We start from the raw sequence: 15,365 nt of genomic DNA on the forward strand, positions 1-15,365 counted from the left end.
CGGCGCCGAGAGTGTTCATGAATCGTTCCGTCCCCTCGTCCGGTGCCGCGTCCTGGGCATGTTGTCCATGAAACGCACCACGTGCACGCATCGTGCCACTCTGGGCGGTCCTTCCGCAGGGCCATGGCACCCGAACGGCCCCCGTGGGGGCACGGCTGTCCGAAGGTGGTTGGCCGCCCGGCATGATGGCGGGTATGCGAGCTGTGGTGCAAAGGGTTGACGGTGCCCGCGTCGAGGTGGCGGGCGAGACGGTCGGGGAGATCGTCGGTGAGGGGCTGTGCGTGCTGGTGGGGGTCACGCACGAGGACACGAAGGAGAAGGCGGCGCAGCTCGCCCGCAAGCTGTGGTCGGTGCGGATTCTTCAGGGCGAGAAGTCCTGCTCGGACACCGCGGCGCCGCTGCTGGTGATCAGCCAGTTCACTCTCTACGGTGACGCCCGCAAGGGCCGCCGCCCCACTTGGAACGCCGCCGCACCGGGGCCGGTCGCCGAGCCGCTGGTCGACGAGGTCGTCGCGCAGCTGCGGGCGCTGGGCGCCCATGTGGAGACCGGCCGCTTCGGTGCGTCCATGAAGGTGTCGCTGACGAACGACGGGCCGTTCACGGTGCTGGTGGAGGTCTGAGACCGGTCCGGCGGTCAGGGCCGGACAAGCCCCTGACCCCCGCGCGCCAGGGACACGCGCCGGAGCCGCGGCCCCTACGGCTCGACGACGACTTCCTGCGAAGCCGCCGTGCTGCCCGCCATCAATGGCGCGTCCACCGGCACATTCCGCTTGACCAGGGCCAGCGCGATCGGGCCGAGCTCGTGGTGGCGGGCCGAGGTGGTGACGAAGCCGAGCTGCCGGCCCTCCTCGCCGTCCGAGGCGAGGCGGACGGGGGTGCCGTGCGGCGGCAGATGGACCTCGCTGCCGTCCAGGTGCAGAAAGACCAGCCGGCGCGGCGGCTTGCCCAGGTTGTGGACCCGGGCGACGGTCTCCTGGCCGCGGTAGCAGCCCTTCTCCAGGTGGACGGCGGTGCCGATCCAGCCCAGTTCGTGCGGGATGGTGCGGTGGTCGGTCTCCAGGCCCAGCCGGGGGCGGTGGGCCTCGACGCGCAGCGCCTCCAGGGCCAGGACGCCGATCGCGGGGCCGTGGTCTGCGGCGAAGGACTCCAGGTCCGCGCGGGGCAGGAACAGGTCGCGGCCGTGCGCGGTCTCGCGTACGACGGCGTTCCCGGGCACCTCGGCGATGGAGCCGGCCGGGAGGTGGACGACGGCGAGCTCGTCGGTGCGGTCGGCGACCTCGACCCGGTAGAAGAACTTCATGCTCTCCAGGTAGGCGATCAGCGCCTCCTGGTTGCCGGGTTCGGTGTGCATCCAGGTCGTCTCGCCGTCGTCGACGAGGGAGACCGCATGCTCGATATGGCCGTGCGCGGACAGGATCAGCGCCTCGGTGGCATGGCCCGGCGGGAGGTCGCTGACGTGCTGGGTGAGCAGCAGATGCAGCCAGCTCAGCCGTTCGGGGCCGGTGACGGTGACCACGCCACGGTGGGAGAGGTCGACGAAGCCGGTGCCGTCGGCGAGGGCGCGCTGCTCCCGGAAGAGGTCGCCGTAGTGCGCGGCGACGCCTTCGTCGGGGGCCTCGGCGGGGACGGCGCCGGGCAGCGACAGCAGGGGGCTGGCGGATGAAGGTCGCGGCATGGGGCCAGCCTACGACTCGGGGGCGATCGCCTCAGCCGTCGCCCTCGGCGGCCTTGGCGCGGCAGGCCGCACAGCGCCCGAAGATCGCGAAGTGCTTCATGTCCGTCTCGAAGCCGAATTGTTCGCGCAGCATCGCCGTGAACGGTTCGGCCACCGACAGATCCGCCTCGATGACCTCCGTGCAGTCCCGGCACACCAGGTGCATGTGGTGGTGGCGGTCGGCGAGGTGGTAGGTCGGGGCGCCGTGGCCGAGGTGGGCATGGCTGACCAGGCCCAGCTCTTCGAGGAGCTCCAGGGTCCGGTAGACCGTGGAGATGTTCACCCCGCCCGCCGTCTTGCGCACCTCGGTGAGGATGTCGTCCGGGGTGGCGTGCTCCAGCCTGTCCACAGCCTCCAGCACGAGCTGACGCTGCGGGGTCAGGCGGTATCCGCGCCTGCGGAGGTCGCTCTGCCAGTCGGTGGTCACCACACGGCCAGTGTAGAAGGGCGGGCGCCGGGTGTCCGTACGCCGCCGGATCAGCCGCCCGCCCGTATACCGCGCAGATAGCGCGCCAGGTCACTGACGGCGGCGGGGTTGCGGGGGCTTTCGACGAGGTCGGCGTAGTCCATCACGTAGATCCGGTGGTGCTTGACCGCCGAGACGCCGGCGAGCGGGGCGTAGGACATCAGGAACTTCTTCTTCTGCGCCGCGGAGGTGTCGCCGTAGTCGTTGATGACGATGACATCGGGGTCACGGGCGACGACGGTCTCCCAGCCGACGGTCGTCCAGGAGTCCTTGAGGTCCTTCATGACGTGGTCGCCGCCGGCCTTGGTGATGATGTCGTGCGGTCCGGCGTACTTGCCCGAGGTGAACGGCTTGTCTCGGCCGTCGTCGTAGAGGAAGACGGCGGGCCGCTCGGCGGGTGCGGGGGCCTTGGCGGCGGCGTCGGCCACCTGCTTCCTGTACTTCTTCACCAGGGCGGCGGCGCGGTCCTCGACGCCGAAGATCTTCCCGAGCGTGGTCAGATCGGTGTAGAGCGCGTCCAGCGGCGGCATCACGCCGCGGGCCCCGTCCCTGCCGTTGTGGCAGGACTCGGTCAGCACATAGCTGCCGATGCCGAGCTTCTTCAGGGCGGCGGGGGTGAGGCCGGTGTCCTCGCCGAAGCCGTAGTTCCAGCCCGCGAAGACCAGGTCCGCCCTGGCGTCGAGGGCGATCTCCTTGGTGAGGGCCTTCTTGGCGAGCCAGGGGACCTTGCCGTACGCGGCCTTCCAGGGGACGGCGTCGACCTCGCCCTTGTCGTCGGGCATGACATAGCCGGCCATCCGGTCCTCCAGGCCGAGCGCGAACATGATCTCGGTGATGCCGACGTCGTTGGTGACCACGCGGGCGGGCGGCTTGTCGTAGGTGGTGCGGATACCGCAGTTCTCGACGGTGACCGGGTAGTGGCCCGAGCCCTTGGCGGCCTTGTGGCCGTCGTCGGCCACCGTCGCGCCGCAGCCGGTCAGGGCGAGCGCGAGGGCGAGGGCGGTGAGCGGGGCGGCGGTGCGGCGCACGGCGGTCCTCAGGAGTCGGTGGCGGGGGCGGCCAGGCGGTCGAACAGCAGCTGGACGGCGCCCGTTTCGGGATGCCGTACGCGATGGGCGCGGACGCCGAAGACCTCGGCGAGCAGCTCCGGGGTGAGCACGTCGTGCGGCGGGCCCGCGGCGACGATCCGGCCGCGGGCGAGGACATACAGCGCGTCGCAGTGCAGGGCGGCCAGATTGAGGTCGTGCAGCGCGGTCAGTACCGTCAGACCGCTGTCCCGCACCAGCGTCAGCACCGCCAACTGCTGGGCGATGTCCAGGTGGTTGGTCGGTTCGTCGAGCACCAGCACCCGCGGGTCCTGGGCCAGCGCACGGGCGATCAGCACCCGCTGTTTCTCGCCGCCGGACAGGCTGAGGAAGCCGCGCCCGGCGAGGTGGTCCGCGCCGGCCCGGGCCAGCGCCCGTGTGCAGTGCGCGCGGTCCGCCGCGCTCGCCCGGCCCGAGCCGCGCTGATGCGGCAGCCGCCCCATCGCGACGACTTCGGCCACGGTGAAGTCGAACTCCGTGCCGGCCTCCTGGGGCAGCGCGGCCAGCAGCCGGGCGCCGGTGCGCGCGTCCATGGCGTGCAGGTCCGCGCCGTCCAGCCGGACGGTTCCGGCGGCCGCGCGCAGCGCGCGGTAGACACAGCGCAGCAGGGTCGACTTGCCGCTGCCGTTGGGGCCGACCAGGCCGACCATCCGGCCGCTGCCGGCCCGCAGGGTGATGTCGTGGACCAGCCGGTTCCCGGCCACCTCCACGGACAGGTCCGTGACGTCGATCCGCATCAGGCGCCGCCTCCGAAGGTGTAGCCGCGCCGCCGCATCAGCAGGACGAAGCAGGGCACGCCGAGGACGGCGGTGAGCACGCCGACCGGCAGTTCGACGGGCGCCAGCAGCACCCGGGAGAGCAGATCCACCCACACCAGCAGCACCGCGCCGAGCAGCGGGGCGACGGCCAGCACCCGGCGGTGGTCGGCGCCGACCAGCATCCGGGCCACATGCGGCACCATCAGCCCGACGAAGCCGATCGCGCCGCTGACCGCGACCACCGCGCCGGTGCCAGCGGCCGCGACGACGAACAGTTCGCGGCGCAGCCGGCGGACGTCCACCCCGAGGGCGGCGGCACTCTCGTCGCCCATGGCCAGCGCGTTGAGCCGGCCCGCGGAGAGCAGCAGATGGGCCAGCCCGGCGGCCACCGCGGCCGCGGCGACCGGCAGCGAGCCCCAGCCGGCCCCGCTCAGGCTCCCGAGCAGCCACATCATCGCCGAGCGGGCCGCCTCGCCGCGGTCGGCGGTGAACACCATCAGGGTGGTCAGGGCGGAGAAGCCGTAGTACATCGCCGTGCCGGTCAGCACCAGGCGCAGCGGGGTGAGCCCGTGGGCGGTGCGCGCGGCGGCGTACACCAGGGCCATGGCGAGCAGCGCGGAGGCGAAGGCCGCCGCCGACAGCGCCCAGACGCCGAGGGCGCCGAGCGCCCCGAAGAGGAGGACGGCGTTGGCGCCGACGGCGGCCCCGGAGGAGATCCCGAGGACGAACGGGTCGGCCAGCGCGTTACGGACCAGGGCCTGCACGGCCACGCCGAGGGCGGCGAGCCCGGCGCCGACGACGGCCGCCAGGAGGGCCCGCGGGAAGCGCAGCTCCCACACGATGGTGTAGGCGGCGACCTCGTCGGAGGAGATCGTTCCGCCGGTCAGCCCGGCGCCCAGATAGCGCAGCACCTCGGCCCAACTCAGGCCGGCCGCACCGAGCCCGGCGCCGCACAGTACGGAGCCGAGCAGGACGGCCGTGAGCACGGCGATCAGGGGTGGTACGGGCAGCCGCCGGGCGGGCGGCGGCGCGCCGGTCCCGTCCGTCGTCGGATGCGCGCTGGTGGTCGCCACGGTCGGCCGCCTAGGGGTCGGGCCGCGTCCGTACGTACCAAGGGGTGGCCCGGGGCCGCGCGGGCCGGGCGGTCTCCCCTCGCAGCCCACGGCGAGTTGTACGGGAAGCTGCGCGCACCGCGGGCGATCGGGCTCGCGGAAGGAAACCTTCCGCCTACCGTTGCGGGTCAGCGCCGGACTTCGACCGGCTTCCCCCGCGGGGCGCTGGCGGGGAGAGCGGGACTCTCCCCGGAGTGTTTACGGGTTGTAGGGCGTGCCGTCCGGACGGAAGAAGGAGACGCCGTCGGGCATGTCGTCGGGCAGGCTCTCGGCCCACTCCTTGAGGTCGGCGACCTTCTTCAGATGCGCGGACATGTACGGCCGCAGCGGGACGTCCGGGGTGGCCTTCTCGCCGACCCACATCAGGTCGCTGTTGACATAGCCGTAGAGCCGCTTGCCGCCGCTGTACGGGCCCGAGGCGGCGGTGCGCGCGATGGCGTCGGTGGCCAGGTCGATCTGCGGCTTCTGGTCGGCCAGCTCGCCGTACCAGACCTCCACCACGCCCTGGTCGCGGCACATCACGATCTCGACCTTGCGGTCCGCGTCGATGCGCCAGAAGCCGCTCTCGGCCTCCAGGGGGCGGACCTTCTTGCCTTCGGCGTCGAGCACCCAGCTGTGCGAGGTGTACTCCAGGAAGTCACGGCCGTCGTGGGTGAAGCTGACCTCCTGCCCGAAGTTGCACTTCTCGGTACCGGGGAAGTCGGCGACGCCGGCGCCCTCCCAGTTGCCGAGGAGGAAGGCGAGCGGCACCAGGGCCGGGTTCAGGTCGGACGGGATCTCGATCATGAGAGCTCAGACGATCTATAGAGAGGGGGACCGCCGGGGGCGCGGGCGGCGCTCCGGCGACGGGTGGCGGTGACAGGCGCGCTCAGCGCTGGCCCTGGTAGAGCTTCTTCCAGGTCAGACCGGCGAACGCGATGACGGCGACGCCGACCAGGACCAGCAGAGTGGTGAAGAATGCCTCAAGCACGAGCGCGCCCCTTGACGAGTGAGGGTGTAACGGACCGCCTGCGAGTCTAGTCGGCGGCGGTGACAGCGGCGCTGTGAGGTCCGCCGCGCCTACTCTTGCCTCATGGCGAAAAAGCTCGTGATCAAGGTGACGGCGGGCGCGGACGCGCCCGAACGGTGTTCGCAGGCGTTCACGGTGGCGGCGGTGGCGGCGGCCAGCGGTGTCGAGGTGTCCCTGTGGCTGACCGGGGAGTCGGTGTGGTTCGCGCTGCCGGGGCGGGCGGCGGAGTTCGAGCTGCCGCACGCGGCGCCGCTCCCGGAGCTGATCGACGGCATCCGCGCGGGCGGCGGGGCGATCACGGTCTGCACCCAGTGCGCGGCGCGGCGGAACATCGAGCAGAAGGATCTGATCGAGGGGGCCGGGATCGCCGGTGCCCAGCTGTTCGTCAGCGAGATCATGCCGGACGACGTCCAGGCGCTGGTGTACTGACCGCCCGCACCGTGTGGCGGGTCCGGCCTACTGCCGGTGCTTGTCGTCGCCCCGGTCGTCCAGCTCCCGCCACCAGCGGTCGGACTCGGGATCGCCGGACTCGTCCCACCAGCGCTCGCCGGGCTCGCGCCGGTTGCCGATGACGGCCGCGACCGGCGGGATGACCATGGCGACGACGCACATGCCCACCGCGGCCGGGACCGACCACAGCCGCACCACACCCCAGGCCAGGACGAACAGCACCAGGCACACGCCCATCAGGACGAAGTACCTGCGGTGACGGCGCTCTACGGGCGACCGGTGGTGCGCGTCCATGACTCCACGGTAAGTCCGTGCGGGGCCGGACAGAAGTCGGGGCGAGGCCCCGGTACCGGCCGCGCACGGCACGGAGGGCCGCACCCCCAGCCAAGGCGTCCAAACCCCTGGGGTGCGGCCCTCCGGCCGTACGGACGGTGGCGGAATCCGGGTGGCCCGGGGCCGCCGCCACGCGCGGTGCCGTCAGACGGCGATGGCGACCTCCGCCAGTCCGCCCTTCTCGGCGACGACGGTGCGGTCCGCGGTGCCGCCCGGGACGAGCGCGCGCAGCGTCCAGGTGCCCTCGGCCGCGTAGAAGCGGAACTGTCCGGTCGCGGAGGTGGGGACCTCGGCGGTGAACTCGCCGGTGCTGTCCAGGAGTCGGACGTAACCGGTGACAGGCTCGCCGTCGCGGGTCACGCTGCCCTGGATCGTGGTCTCACCGGGCTTGATGGTCGAGGCGTCCGGGCCGCCTGCCTGTGCTCCACACATGGGGGTACTTCCTTGAGGGGTTCGGGGGAGGGGGAGAGAAGCGGCTTGCTTACTTGGCGGCGCCGAGCTCGATCGGCACGCCGACCAGCGAGCCGTACTCGGTCCAGGAGCCGTCGTAGTTCTTGACGTTGGTCTGGCCGAGCAGCTCGTGCAGGACGAACCAGGTCAGCGCGGAGCGCTCACCGATGCGGCAGTAGGCGATGGTGTCCTTGGCGAGGTCGACGGACTCACCCTCGTAGAGGGCCTTGAGCTCGTCGTCCGACTTGAAGGTGCCGTCGTCGTTGGCGTTCTTCGACCACGGGATGTTGCGGGCGCTGGGCACGTGGCCGGGGCGCTGCGACTGCTCCTGCGGGAGGTGCGCCGGGGCGAGCAGCTTGCCGCTGAACTCGTCGGGGGAGCGCACGTCGACCAGGTTGAGGTCGCCGATCGCGGCGACGACGTCGTCACGGAAGGCGCGGATGGCGGTGTTCTGCGCCTTGGCCTTGTAGTCGGTGGCCGGACGCTGCGGAACCTCGGAGCCGTCGACCAGGTCGCGGGAGTCCAGCTCCCACTTCTTGCGGCCGCCGTCGAGCAGCTTGACGCCGTCGTGGCCGTAGAGCTTGAAGTACCAGTAGGCGTAGGAGGCGAACCAGTTGTTGTTGCCGCCGTAGAGGACCACCGTGTCGTCGTTGGCGATGCCCTTGGCGGAGAGCAGCTTCTCGAAGCCCTCCTGGTCGACGAAGTCGCGGCGGACCGGGTCCTGGAGGTCCTGCTTCCAGTCGATCCGGACGGCGTTCTTGATGTGGTTCTTGTCGTAGGCCGAGGTGTCCTCGTCAACCTCGACGAGAACCACCTTCGGGTCCTCGAGGTGGGCCTCGACCCAGTCGGCGTCTACGAGGACGTCGCTACGGCTCATGATTCTTCTCCTCCGGGGCAGTTGCGGGGGGCAGTGGCAGAGTTGCACTCGGGTATGCCGGGTGCGCGCCGTGGATTTCCGGGCGGCCGTGCGGGGTGTACGGGGCCGGCGTGGCGCTGTGCGGGGACATAGGGGGAACGGCCGAGGGGCCGGCCGGGCGACGCGGAAACCCCTGCTCCTGAAGGAGCTCGGGAAAGGGAGCGACAGCCCGTCAGGCAGGGCGACAGAGCATGGCGGCGACGCGGCACAGGTCTACTGCCCGCCGCTTCGTCAGTACCGCCCGTCCCCGCGGACGGAGACCGCTCAATGAGCTCTGCATGGCACCGATCGTAGGGACGCGGAGCGGCGCATGTCACCGGCGTGTCGAATAATGAGACGCGTTTGTCCGTGATGTGGGATGGGAGGGCGTGCGGCGCGGTCCCGCACGGGCTCCGGGCGGCCGTACGCCGGTGGGGGGTCTGGCGTACGGACCGGGGCGTCTCAGAAAATGGACGATGCACGGATCGGCCGGCGGACCGGTGGGGCGGTCCGCCGGGAGCGTCCGGTCAGCCGGGAAGCTTGACGTTCTTGCCGGAGGCCGAGATCGACAGGCCCTGGGACATCGTCACGACCTTGTCCAGCTTCAGGTTGGCGGGCAGCTGGTCCAGCTTCCAGTCGTGGTCGGTCTGGGCGCGCACCTTCGCCTCACAGCCCGGGAGGGCCCGGCACATCCCGGGGAGCCCGTCGGCCCGCAGCCGGACGGTGTCGCCGCCCACGATGGTGATGGAGCCGGTCACCTCCAGCGAGCTGAGGACCGGGATCTTCGGCGAGATCTTGACCTGGCTGCGGCCGTTCTTCTGCCCGCCGAAGCCGATCTTGACGCCGCCGCCCGCCGCCTTCGTCAGGTCGGCGTAGGTGATCCGGGCGTTGCCGGTGGCCGAGGCGGCGCTCTCGATGGAGGTGTAGTCGCTGGTCAGCCCGACGTCGAAGAAGTGCGCCGTCAGCTGGTCGATGCGCAGCGCGCGCCCCTGGGCACGGGCCTCGATGCCCCCGAGGTCGGCGTCCACCTCCTGGAGGCTGCGGCCCGCGACCTGGGTCAGGAACGGGAAGCCCTTGATGGCGACGGTCGGGGTCCGGTCCAGCCCCTGGCTGCCGCGGATCTTCTCCGCGGCCTTGTCCTCGGCGAGCCCCACGGCCACCCGGTCGGCGGCCACGAACAGCCCTCCGAATATGACCACGAGGATCAACAGCACGCGTAGTGCACGCATCGAACCACTACCCCCACACTGGGCCGGATTACGGCCGACTCGTCCATGCAGGCCCCCTGCCTGCGCTCCGGGGGAGCCTAAACGACGGCCTCCGGCGAACGGGAGCGGCGGCCGCCGGACGGCACATGATGCGCCACCGGCGGCCGCCGCTCCGTTTCACCTCGCGCACGGCCCGTTGTGGGGCGCTACCCGAGCGCCCGCCCCAGGACGTACACCGCGGGCGCGGCCAGGGCGAGCGGCAGGGCCACTCCGGCCGTCAGGTGGACGAAGCGGGAGGGGTAGTCGTAACTGGCCACCCGCAGGCCGATCAGGGCGCAGCCGCCGGCCGCCAGCCCCAGGAGCGCACCGGACGCCCCCAGCCCCGTGAGCTGCCCGGCCGCGATCCCGGCGCCCGCGGCGGCCACCAGCGCGATGCCGACCGAGGCGACGGGGGGCAGCGGCAGCGCACGGGCCAGGGTGGCCACCCCGACCGCGGCGGCGCCGACCGTCACCGCGTGCGGGCTCGCCGCGAGCTGCCCGGCGGCCAGCACCACGAGGGCGGTCGAGGTCAGACCCGCGGTCAGCGCGTACATCCGCTCGTCGGCGCTGCTGCGGTTGCGCAGCTGGAGGACGAGGACGAGCAGACACCACACCCCGAGCGTGCCGATACCGACCAGCGGCGCGCTCGCGGGTTCGGTGGCCAGCAGGGCGACATCGGTGGTCAGCCCGGCCAGGAAGGCCAGTGCGATGCCCTGGCGGGCCGGCCACATGCCGTTGAGCCGGAACCAGCCGGCCGCGGTGACGGCCTGGAGCAGTGCCACCGGCACGGCGAGCACCGGACGGGCCAGCGGCGCGGTCAGCGCGAGCAGCAGGGCCAGTCCGGCGGTCAGCGCGGCCGGCTGCACACCGGGCGGGATGATCGGCGAGCGGCCCTCGGCGCGGGCGCGCTGGTTGGCCGCGAGCGGGGCGCTGGAGACCACCGCGGCCGGTGCGGGCGCGGCGGGCGCCGGCCTGGCCTGCTGGGGGTGCCGGCGGGCGTACGGCTCCTCGGCCGGTGCCGCGGTCTGGTGCTGCGGGGGCAGCGGCGCGGGCTCGGCGTGCGGGGCGCGGTAGCCGTCCTGGCCGTGCGGCGGCTGCGGCCGGGCGTGCTGGGCCTGCCCGTGCTGGGGCTGCCCGTGCTGGGCCTGCCCGTGCTGGGGCTGCCCCTGCTGCGGCTGTCCGTGCCGGGGCTGCTGTCCGTACGCCTCGTACCCGTACGGGGCCTGCCCGGTCCGGCCGTGCCCGTAGGGGCCGGGCCCCGGCTGCGGCACCGGGCCGGGTGCCTGCTGCTGCCGGTAGGGGTCAGGGGCCGGCTGCCGGCGGTACGGCGCCTGCGGGTCGTACGGCTGCTGCGCGGCGGGCTGCTGCGGCGCGGGCTGCTGCGCCGGTCGCCCGTACGGGTCCGGCCGGCCGTACGGATCCTGCGCGGCGTACGGATCCTGCGCGGTATACGGCTCCTGCGCGGCGTACGGCTCCTGCCGGGCGTAGGGATCCTGCGGCGCATACGGGTCGTGCGGCTCGTAGGACGGGCGGTGCTGCGGCTGGTGGTCGCTCATGGTCGTCTGCTCACCCTCCCGCGAACGGCGGCAGGACCTCGACGGTGCCGCCCTGGGCCAGCGGCACCGCACCGTGGTCGCGGGTGCCGACCGGATCGCCGTCCACCAGGAAGGAGCAGCGCAGCAGGACGCGCGCGAACTCGGGGTTCGCGGCATGCGCCGCGCGTGCCGCGTCGAGCGCCTCGGCGAGCGTCGCCGCCGCATACGGCTCTTCTGCCGTGCCTGCGGCGGCCTTGGCCGCGGCCCAGTAGCGCACGGTGCCAGTTGTTGTCACGGCGGCCTCTTCGTCGTGTCGGTCGGGGGGCTTCCGTGGTGGCGGAGACCCCGTCGTTGCCGCCTCCATGATGGCGTACGCGGCGGCCCCTCCGGTTCCGGGCACATTCCGGCAACGGGACAGGAACGGGACGGGGGCAGAACACGAAAATTCGATTGCCGAGGGCAAGTGTTCGCCTAGGCTCACGGTGTGTTGGTCCGACTAGCGCGGGCGCATTTGCGGCCCCACAGGCGCTCGATATCCCTGATCGTTCTGCTCCAGCTGATCCAGACCCTGGCCACCCTCTACCTGCCCACCCTCAACGCCGACATCATTGACAACGGTGTCGTGAAGGGGGACACGGGCTACATCCTGCGCATCGGCGGCTTCATGGTCGCCGTCACCCTGCTCCAGATCGTCTGCGCGATCGGCGCCGTCTACTTCGGTGCCCGTACGGCGATGGCGCTCGGCCGGGACATCCGCGCCGCGGTCTTCGACCGGGTGCAGTCCTTCTCCGCCCGCGAGATGGCCACCTTCGGCGCGCCGTCGCTGATCACCCGGACCACCAATGACGTCCAGCAGGTCCAGATGCTGGTGCTGATGACGTTCACCATGATGGTCTCGGCGCCGATCATGTGCGTCGGCGGCGTCATCATGGCGCTCAACCAGGACGTGCCGCTGTCCGGCCTGCTCCTGGTCATCGTCCCGGTCCTCGGGATACTCGTCTCACTGATCGTGCGCCGGATGCGTCCGCTGTTCCGCGGGATGCAGGAGCGCATCGACACCGTCAACCGCGTGCTGCGCGAGCAGATCACCGGCATCCGCGTCATCCGCGCCTTCGTCCGCGACCGGCACGAGCGCGAGCGGTTCGCCGGGGCCAACACCGATCTGTACGACGCGTCGCTGCGCGCCGGCCGGCTGATGTCGATGATGTTCCCGCTGGTCATGCTGATCGTGAACGTCTCCAGCGTGGCCGTCGTCTGGTTCGGCGGGCTGCGCATCGACAGCGGCTCGATGCAGATCGGCGCGCTGACCGCGTTCCTCAGCTACCTCATGTACATCCTGATGTCGATCATGATGGCGACGTTCATGGTGATGATGCTGCCGCGCGCCGAGGTCTGCGCCGAGCGCATCCAGGAGGTCCTGGCGACCGACTCCAGCGTCGCCCCGCCCGAGAACCCCGTCACCGAGCTCCGCCGCCACGGCGAACTGGAGCTCCGCGGCGTCGAGTTCCGCTTCCCCGGCGCCGAACAGCCCGTCCTCAAGGACATCTCGCTGACCGCCCGCCCCGGCGAGACCACCGCCGTCATCGGCTCGACCGGCTCCGGCAAGTCCACCCTCCTCGGCCTCGTCCCCCGCCTCTTCGACGCGACCGGCGGCACGGTCCTGGTGGACGGCGAGGACGTCCGCACCCTCGACCAGGAGACCCTGGCCAGGGCCATCGGCCTGGTCCCGCAGAAGCCGTACCTCTTCTCCGGCACCGTCGCCACCAACCTGCGCTACGGCAACCCCGACGCCACCGACGACGAGCTGTGGCACGCCCTGGAGACCGCCCAGGCGCGGGACTTCGTCGAGCGGATGGAAGACGGCCTGGACGCGCCCATCGCCCAGGGCGGCGGCAATGTCTCCGGCGGCCAGCGCCAGCGGCTGGCCATCGCCCGCGCCCTGGTGCGGCGCCCCGAGATCTACCTCTTCGACGACTCCTTCTCCGCCCTGGACTACGCGACGGACGCCGCGCTGCGCGCCGCCCTCGCCCGCGAGACCGACCGGGCCACGGTCGTGATCGTCGCCCAGCGGGTCTCCACGATCCGCGGCGCCGACCGGATCGTCGTCCTTGACGAGGGCCGGGTCGTCGGCACCGGCACCCACGCCGAGCTGATGGCCGGCAACGAGACCTACCGGGAGATCGTGCTCTCCCAGCTCACCGAGCAGGAGGCGGCATGACCACCGCGGACAAGGGGGCGGCCCCCCGGGACGGGGCCCCGGCGGCCGGCGGGGAGACGCCGCAGAAGGCCCCGCCGCGCGGCCCGGCACCGGCGGCCGGGCCCGCCCGGATGATGGGCGGCCAGCCCACCGAGAAGTCGATGGACTTCAAGGGCTCCGGCAAACGGCTGCTGGCCCAGATGCGGCCGGAGGCGGGCATCATGACCGTCGCCCTGCTGCTGGGCGCGCTGAGCGTGGCACTGACCGTCGTGGGCCCCAAGGTCCTCGGCCACGCCACCGACCTGATCATGGCCGGCATCATCGGCCGGCAACTGCCCGACGGGCTCACCCGGGCCCAGGCCGCCGACCAACTCCGTGCCCACGGCCAGGACGGGCTGGCCGACATGATCGGCACGATGCCGGTTGTCCCCGGCCACGGCATCGACTTCGGCGCCGTCGGCCAGGTCCTGCTCTGGGTCACCCTGATCTACGCGGCCGCCTCGCTGTTCGGCTTCGTCCAGGCCAGGATCGCCACCCGGGTCGTCCAGCGCGCCGTCTTCCGGATGCGCGAACAGGTCGAGGAGAAGCTGGCCAGGCTGCCCCTGAGCTACTTCGACCGGCAGCAGCGGGGCGAGGTGCTCTCCCGCGCCACCAACGACATCGACAACGTCCAGCAGACGCTCCAGCAGACCCTCAGCCAGATCGTGGCCTCGCTGCTGACCATCGTCGGCGTGCTCGCCATGATGTTCTGGATCTCGTGGCTGCTGGCACTGGTCGCCCTGATCACCGTCCCGGTCTCGGTCGTCGTCGCCACCAAGGTCGGCAAGCGCGCCCAGCCGCAGTTCGTCCAGCAGTGGAAGACCACCGGCAAGCTCAACGCGCACATCGAGGAGATGTACACCGGCCACAGCCTGGTGAAGGTCTTCGGCCGCCAGCGGGAGTCCGCCGCACTCTTCCGCGAACAGAACGAGGCCCTCTACGCCGCCGGCTTCCGGGCCCAGTTCATCTCCGGGATCATTCAGCCCGCGATGATGTTCATCGGCAACCTCAACTACGTCCTGGTGGCGGTGGTCGGCGGCCTCCGCGTCGCCTCCGGCGCCCTCTCCATCGGCGACGTCCAGGCGTTCATCCAGTACTCCCGGCAGTTCAGCCAGCCGCTCACCCAGGTCGCCTCGATGGCCAACCTCGTCCAGTCCGGCGTCGCCTCCGCCGAGCGGGTCTTCGAACTCCTCGACGCGCAGGAGCAGGACCCCGACCCCGTTCAGCCGGCCCGCCCCGAACGCATCGAGGGCCGCGTCGAGTTCGAGGACGTCTCCTTCCGCTACGCCCCCGACCAGCCGCTCATCGAGGACCTGTCACTGGCCGTCCACCCCGGCCAGACGGTGGCGATCGTCGGCCCGACCGGCGCCGGCAAGACCACCCTCGTCAACCTCCTGATGCGCTTCTACGAGGTACGCGGCGGCCGGATCACCCTCGACGGCACCGACATCGCCGCCATGTCCCGCGAGGAGCTGCGCGCCCACATCGGCATGGTCCTCCAGGACACCTGGCTCTTCGGCGGCACCATCGCCGAGAACATCGCCTACGGCGCCCCCGCTGGCACCTCCATGGACAAGATCGTGGCAGCCGCCCGGGCCACCCATGTCGACCGCTTCGTCCGCACCCTGCCGGACGGCTACGACACGGTGCTCGACGACGAGGGCAGCAATGTCTCCGTCGGCGAGAAGCAGCTGATCACCATCGCCCGCGCGTTCCTCGCCGAACCGGCCATCCTCGTCCTCGACGAGGCCACCAGCTCGGTCGACACCCGCACCGAGGTCCTCATCCAGCACGCGATGGCCCAGCTCCGCACCGGCCGCACCAGCTTCGTCATCGCCCACCGCCTCTCCACGATCCGTGACGCGGACGTCATCCTCGTCATGGAAAACGGGGCGATCGTGGAACAGGGGTCCCACGATGCGTTGTTGGCGGCCAATGGGGCTTACGCCCGTCTTTACGCGGCCCAATTCGCGGAGCCTCTCGCCGAGGCGGGGTGAGGCCCACGTTTTTGTCTTTCCCGCCGTGGTGGTTTCTCGCCGTTGCGCCTGCGGCGGGCGGGTCCGCTGCGCGGGGCT

At 71.8% G+C, this 15,365-nt stretch carries 17 protein-coding genes; 4 read left to right on the top strand and 13 right to left on the bottom strand.

Annotated elements, in window-relative coordinates; translation table 11 throughout:
* Window positions 1-194 precede the first annotated feature (194 nt).
* A complete protein-coding gene (gene dtd / locus AC3EUV_RS33760; RefSeq protein ID WP_327225217.1) occupies window positions 195-620 on the top strand; it encodes a D-aminoacyl-tRNA deacylase in 426 nt (141 codons plus the stop codon).
* A gap of 74 nt (window positions 621-694) precedes the next feature.
* On the opposite strand, the gene ygfZ is transcribed toward dtd, so the two are convergent.
* From ygfZ to AC3EUV_RS33790, 6 genes are all read right to left on the bottom strand, one after another.
* Entirely contained in the window at window positions 695-1,675 is a 981-nt protein-coding gene (gene ygfZ / locus AC3EUV_RS33765) for a CAF17-like 4Fe-4S cluster assembly/insertion protein YgfZ (RefSeq protein ID WP_432146334.1), read from the bottom strand.
* Between the two features lie 31 nt (window positions 1,676-1,706).
* On the bottom strand, window positions 1,707-2,144 hold the full coding sequence (locus AC3EUV_RS33770) for a Fur family transcriptional regulator (RefSeq protein WP_018089712.1): 438 nt from the start codon (window positions 2,142-2,144) through the stop codon (window positions 1,707-1,709).
* Window positions 2,145-2,191: 47 nt separating this feature from the next.
* The gene (locus tag AC3EUV_RS33775; protein WP_435604567.1) at window positions 2,192-3,208 is read right to left on the bottom strand and encodes an ABC transporter substrate-binding protein; all 1,017 of its coding nucleotides are present in this window, start codon (window positions 3,206-3,208) and stop codon (window positions 2,192-2,194) included.
* A gap of 8 nt (window positions 3,209-3,216) precedes the next feature.
* Complete coding sequence (locus AC3EUV_RS33780) at window positions 3,217-4,002, bottom strand: ABC transporter ATP-binding protein (protein ID WP_432146332.1); 786 nt, start codon at window positions 4,000-4,002, stop codon at window positions 3,217-3,219.
* Window positions 4,002-5,096, bottom strand: a complete 1,095-nt coding sequence (locus AC3EUV_RS33785; protein WP_432146331.1) for a FecCD family ABC transporter permease — start codon at window positions 5,094-5,096, stop codon at window positions 4,002-4,004. The genes AC3EUV_RS33780 and AC3EUV_RS33785 overlap by 1 nt, the downstream gene beginning before the upstream one ends.
* A 237-nt stretch (window positions 5,097-5,333) precedes the next feature.
* On the bottom strand, window positions 5,334-5,921 hold the full coding sequence (locus AC3EUV_RS33790) for a heme-binding beta-barrel domain-containing protein (RefSeq protein ID WP_432146330.1): 588 nt from the start codon (window positions 5,919-5,921) through the stop codon (window positions 5,334-5,336).
* 286 nt (window positions 5,922-6,207) lie between these two features.
* On the opposite strand from AC3EUV_RS33790, the gene AC3EUV_RS33795 reads away from it, so the two are divergent.
* Window positions 6,208-6,573, top strand: a complete 366-nt coding sequence (locus AC3EUV_RS33795; RefSeq protein WP_190146464.1) for a DsrE family protein — start codon at window positions 6,208-6,210, stop codon at window positions 6,571-6,573.
* Between the two features lie 27 nt (window positions 6,574-6,600).
* On the opposite strand, the gene AC3EUV_RS33800 is transcribed toward AC3EUV_RS33795, so the two are convergent.
* The 7 genes from AC3EUV_RS33800 to AC3EUV_RS33830 all read right to left on the bottom strand — a co-directional run bounded on the left by AC3EUV_RS33800 (window position 6,601) and on the right by AC3EUV_RS33830 (window position 11,331).
* The gene (locus tag AC3EUV_RS33800) at window positions 6,601-6,831 is read right to left on the bottom strand and encodes a hypothetical protein (protein ID WP_432146361.1); all 231 of its coding nucleotides are present in this window, start codon (window positions 6,829-6,831) and stop codon (window positions 6,601-6,603) included.
* Between the two features lie 240 nt (window positions 6,832-7,071).
* Window positions 7,072-7,359, bottom strand: coding sequence for a DUF1416 domain-containing protein (locus AC3EUV_RS33805; protein ID WP_432146329.1), 288 nt, complete (start codon window positions 7,357-7,359; stop codon window positions 7,072-7,074).
* Between the two features lie 49 nt (window positions 7,360-7,408).
* Window positions 7,409-8,254 (bottom strand): sulfurtransferase, encoded by an 846-nt coding sequence (locus AC3EUV_RS33810; protein WP_432146328.1) that lies wholly within the window; start codon window positions 8,252-8,254, stop codon window positions 7,409-7,411.
* 211 nt (window positions 8,255-8,465) lie between these two features.
* The gene (locus AC3EUV_RS33815; protein ID WP_360054210.1) at window positions 8,466-8,573 is read right to left on the bottom strand and encodes a putative leader peptide; all 108 of its coding nucleotides are present in this window, start codon (window positions 8,571-8,573) and stop codon (window positions 8,466-8,468) included.
* Window positions 8,574-8,799: 226 nt separating this feature from the next.
* The gene (locus tag AC3EUV_RS33820; RefSeq protein WP_432146327.1) at window positions 8,800-9,501 is read right to left on the bottom strand and encodes an LmeA family phospholipid-binding protein; all 702 of its coding nucleotides are present in this window, start codon (window positions 9,499-9,501) and stop codon (window positions 8,800-8,802) included.
* Window positions 9,502-9,686: 185 nt separating this feature from the next.
* Complete coding sequence (locus AC3EUV_RS33825; RefSeq protein ID WP_435604568.1) at window positions 9,687-11,075, bottom strand: hypothetical protein; 1,389 nt, start codon at window positions 11,073-11,075, stop codon at window positions 9,687-9,689.
* Between the two features lie 10 nt (window positions 11,076-11,085).
* Window positions 11,086-11,331 carry a MoaD/ThiS family protein gene (locus tag AC3EUV_RS33830; RefSeq protein ID WP_042146978.1) on the bottom strand — a complete coding sequence of 82 codons (246 nt, stop codon included), beginning with the start codon at window positions 11,329-11,331 and terminating at the stop codon, window positions 11,086-11,088.
* Between the two features lie 207 nt (window positions 11,332-11,538).
* Between AC3EUV_RS33830 and AC3EUV_RS33835 the strand changes: the two genes are divergently transcribed.
* Both AC3EUV_RS33835 and AC3EUV_RS33840 read left to right on the top strand, forming a co-directional pair.
* A complete protein-coding gene (locus AC3EUV_RS33835) occupies window positions 11,539-13,272 on the top strand; it encodes an ABC transporter ATP-binding protein (protein WP_432146325.1) in 1,734 nt (577 codons plus the stop codon).
* Entirely contained in the window at window positions 13,269-15,287 is a 2,019-nt protein-coding gene (locus tag AC3EUV_RS33840) for an ABC transporter ATP-binding protein (RefSeq protein ID WP_435604569.1), read from the top strand. Before AC3EUV_RS33835 ends, AC3EUV_RS33840 begins: the two co-directional genes overlap by 4 nt.
* Window positions 15,288-15,365 lie beyond the last annotated feature (78 nt).

Source organism: Streptomyces sp. bgisy130 (assembly GCF_057708345.1).

What these genes read in the sequence shown, in the direction of transcription:
- dtd (WP_327225217.1), top strand. Translation starts at nt 195, where the DNA reads ATGCGAGCTGTGGTGCAAAGGGTTGACGGTGCCCGCGTCGAGGTGGCG.
- ygfZ (WP_432146334.1), bottom strand. Translation starts at nt 1,675, where the DNA reads ATGCCGCGACCTTCATCCGCCAGCCCCCTGCTGTCGCTGCCCGGCGCC.
- AC3EUV_RS33780 (WP_432146332.1), bottom strand. Translation starts at nt 4,002, where the DNA reads ATGCGGATCGACGTCACGGACCTGTCCGTGGAGGTGGCCGGGAACCGG.
- AC3EUV_RS33790 (WP_432146330.1), bottom strand. Translation starts at nt 5,921, where the DNA reads ATGATCGAGATCCCGTCCGACCTGAACCCGGCCCTGGTGCCGCTCGCC.
- AC3EUV_RS33795 (WP_190146464.1), top strand. Translation starts at nt 6,208, where the DNA reads ATGGCGAAAAAGCTCGTGATCAAGGTGACGGCGGGCGCGGACGCGCCC.
- AC3EUV_RS33800 (WP_432146361.1), bottom strand. Translation starts at nt 6,831, where the DNA reads ATGGGCGTGTGCCTGGTGCTGTTCGTCCTGGCCTGGGGTGTGGTGCGG.
- AC3EUV_RS33805 (WP_432146329.1), bottom strand. Translation starts at nt 7,359, where the DNA reads ATGTGTGGAGCACAGGCAGGCGGCCCGGACGCCTCGACCATCAAGCCC.
- AC3EUV_RS33810 (WP_432146328.1), bottom strand. Translation starts at nt 8,254, where the DNA reads ATGAGCCGTAGCGACGTCCTCGTAGACGCCGACTGGGTCGAGGCCCAC.
- AC3EUV_RS33815 (WP_360054210.1), bottom strand. Translation starts at nt 8,573, where the DNA reads ATGCAGAGCTCATTGAGCGGTCTCCGTCCGCGGGGACGGGCGGTACTG.
- AC3EUV_RS33820 (WP_432146327.1), bottom strand. Translation starts at nt 9,501, where the DNA reads ATGCGTGCACTACGCGTGCTGTTGATCCTCGTGGTCATATTCGGAGGG.
- AC3EUV_RS33825 (WP_435604568.1), bottom strand. Translation starts at nt 11,075, where the DNA reads ATGAGCGACCACCAGCCGCAGCACCGCCCGTCCTACGAGCCGCACGAC.
- AC3EUV_RS33840 (WP_435604569.1), top strand. Translation starts at nt 13,269, where the DNA reads ATGACCACCGCGGACAAGGGGGCGGCCCCCCGGGACGGGGCCCCGGCG.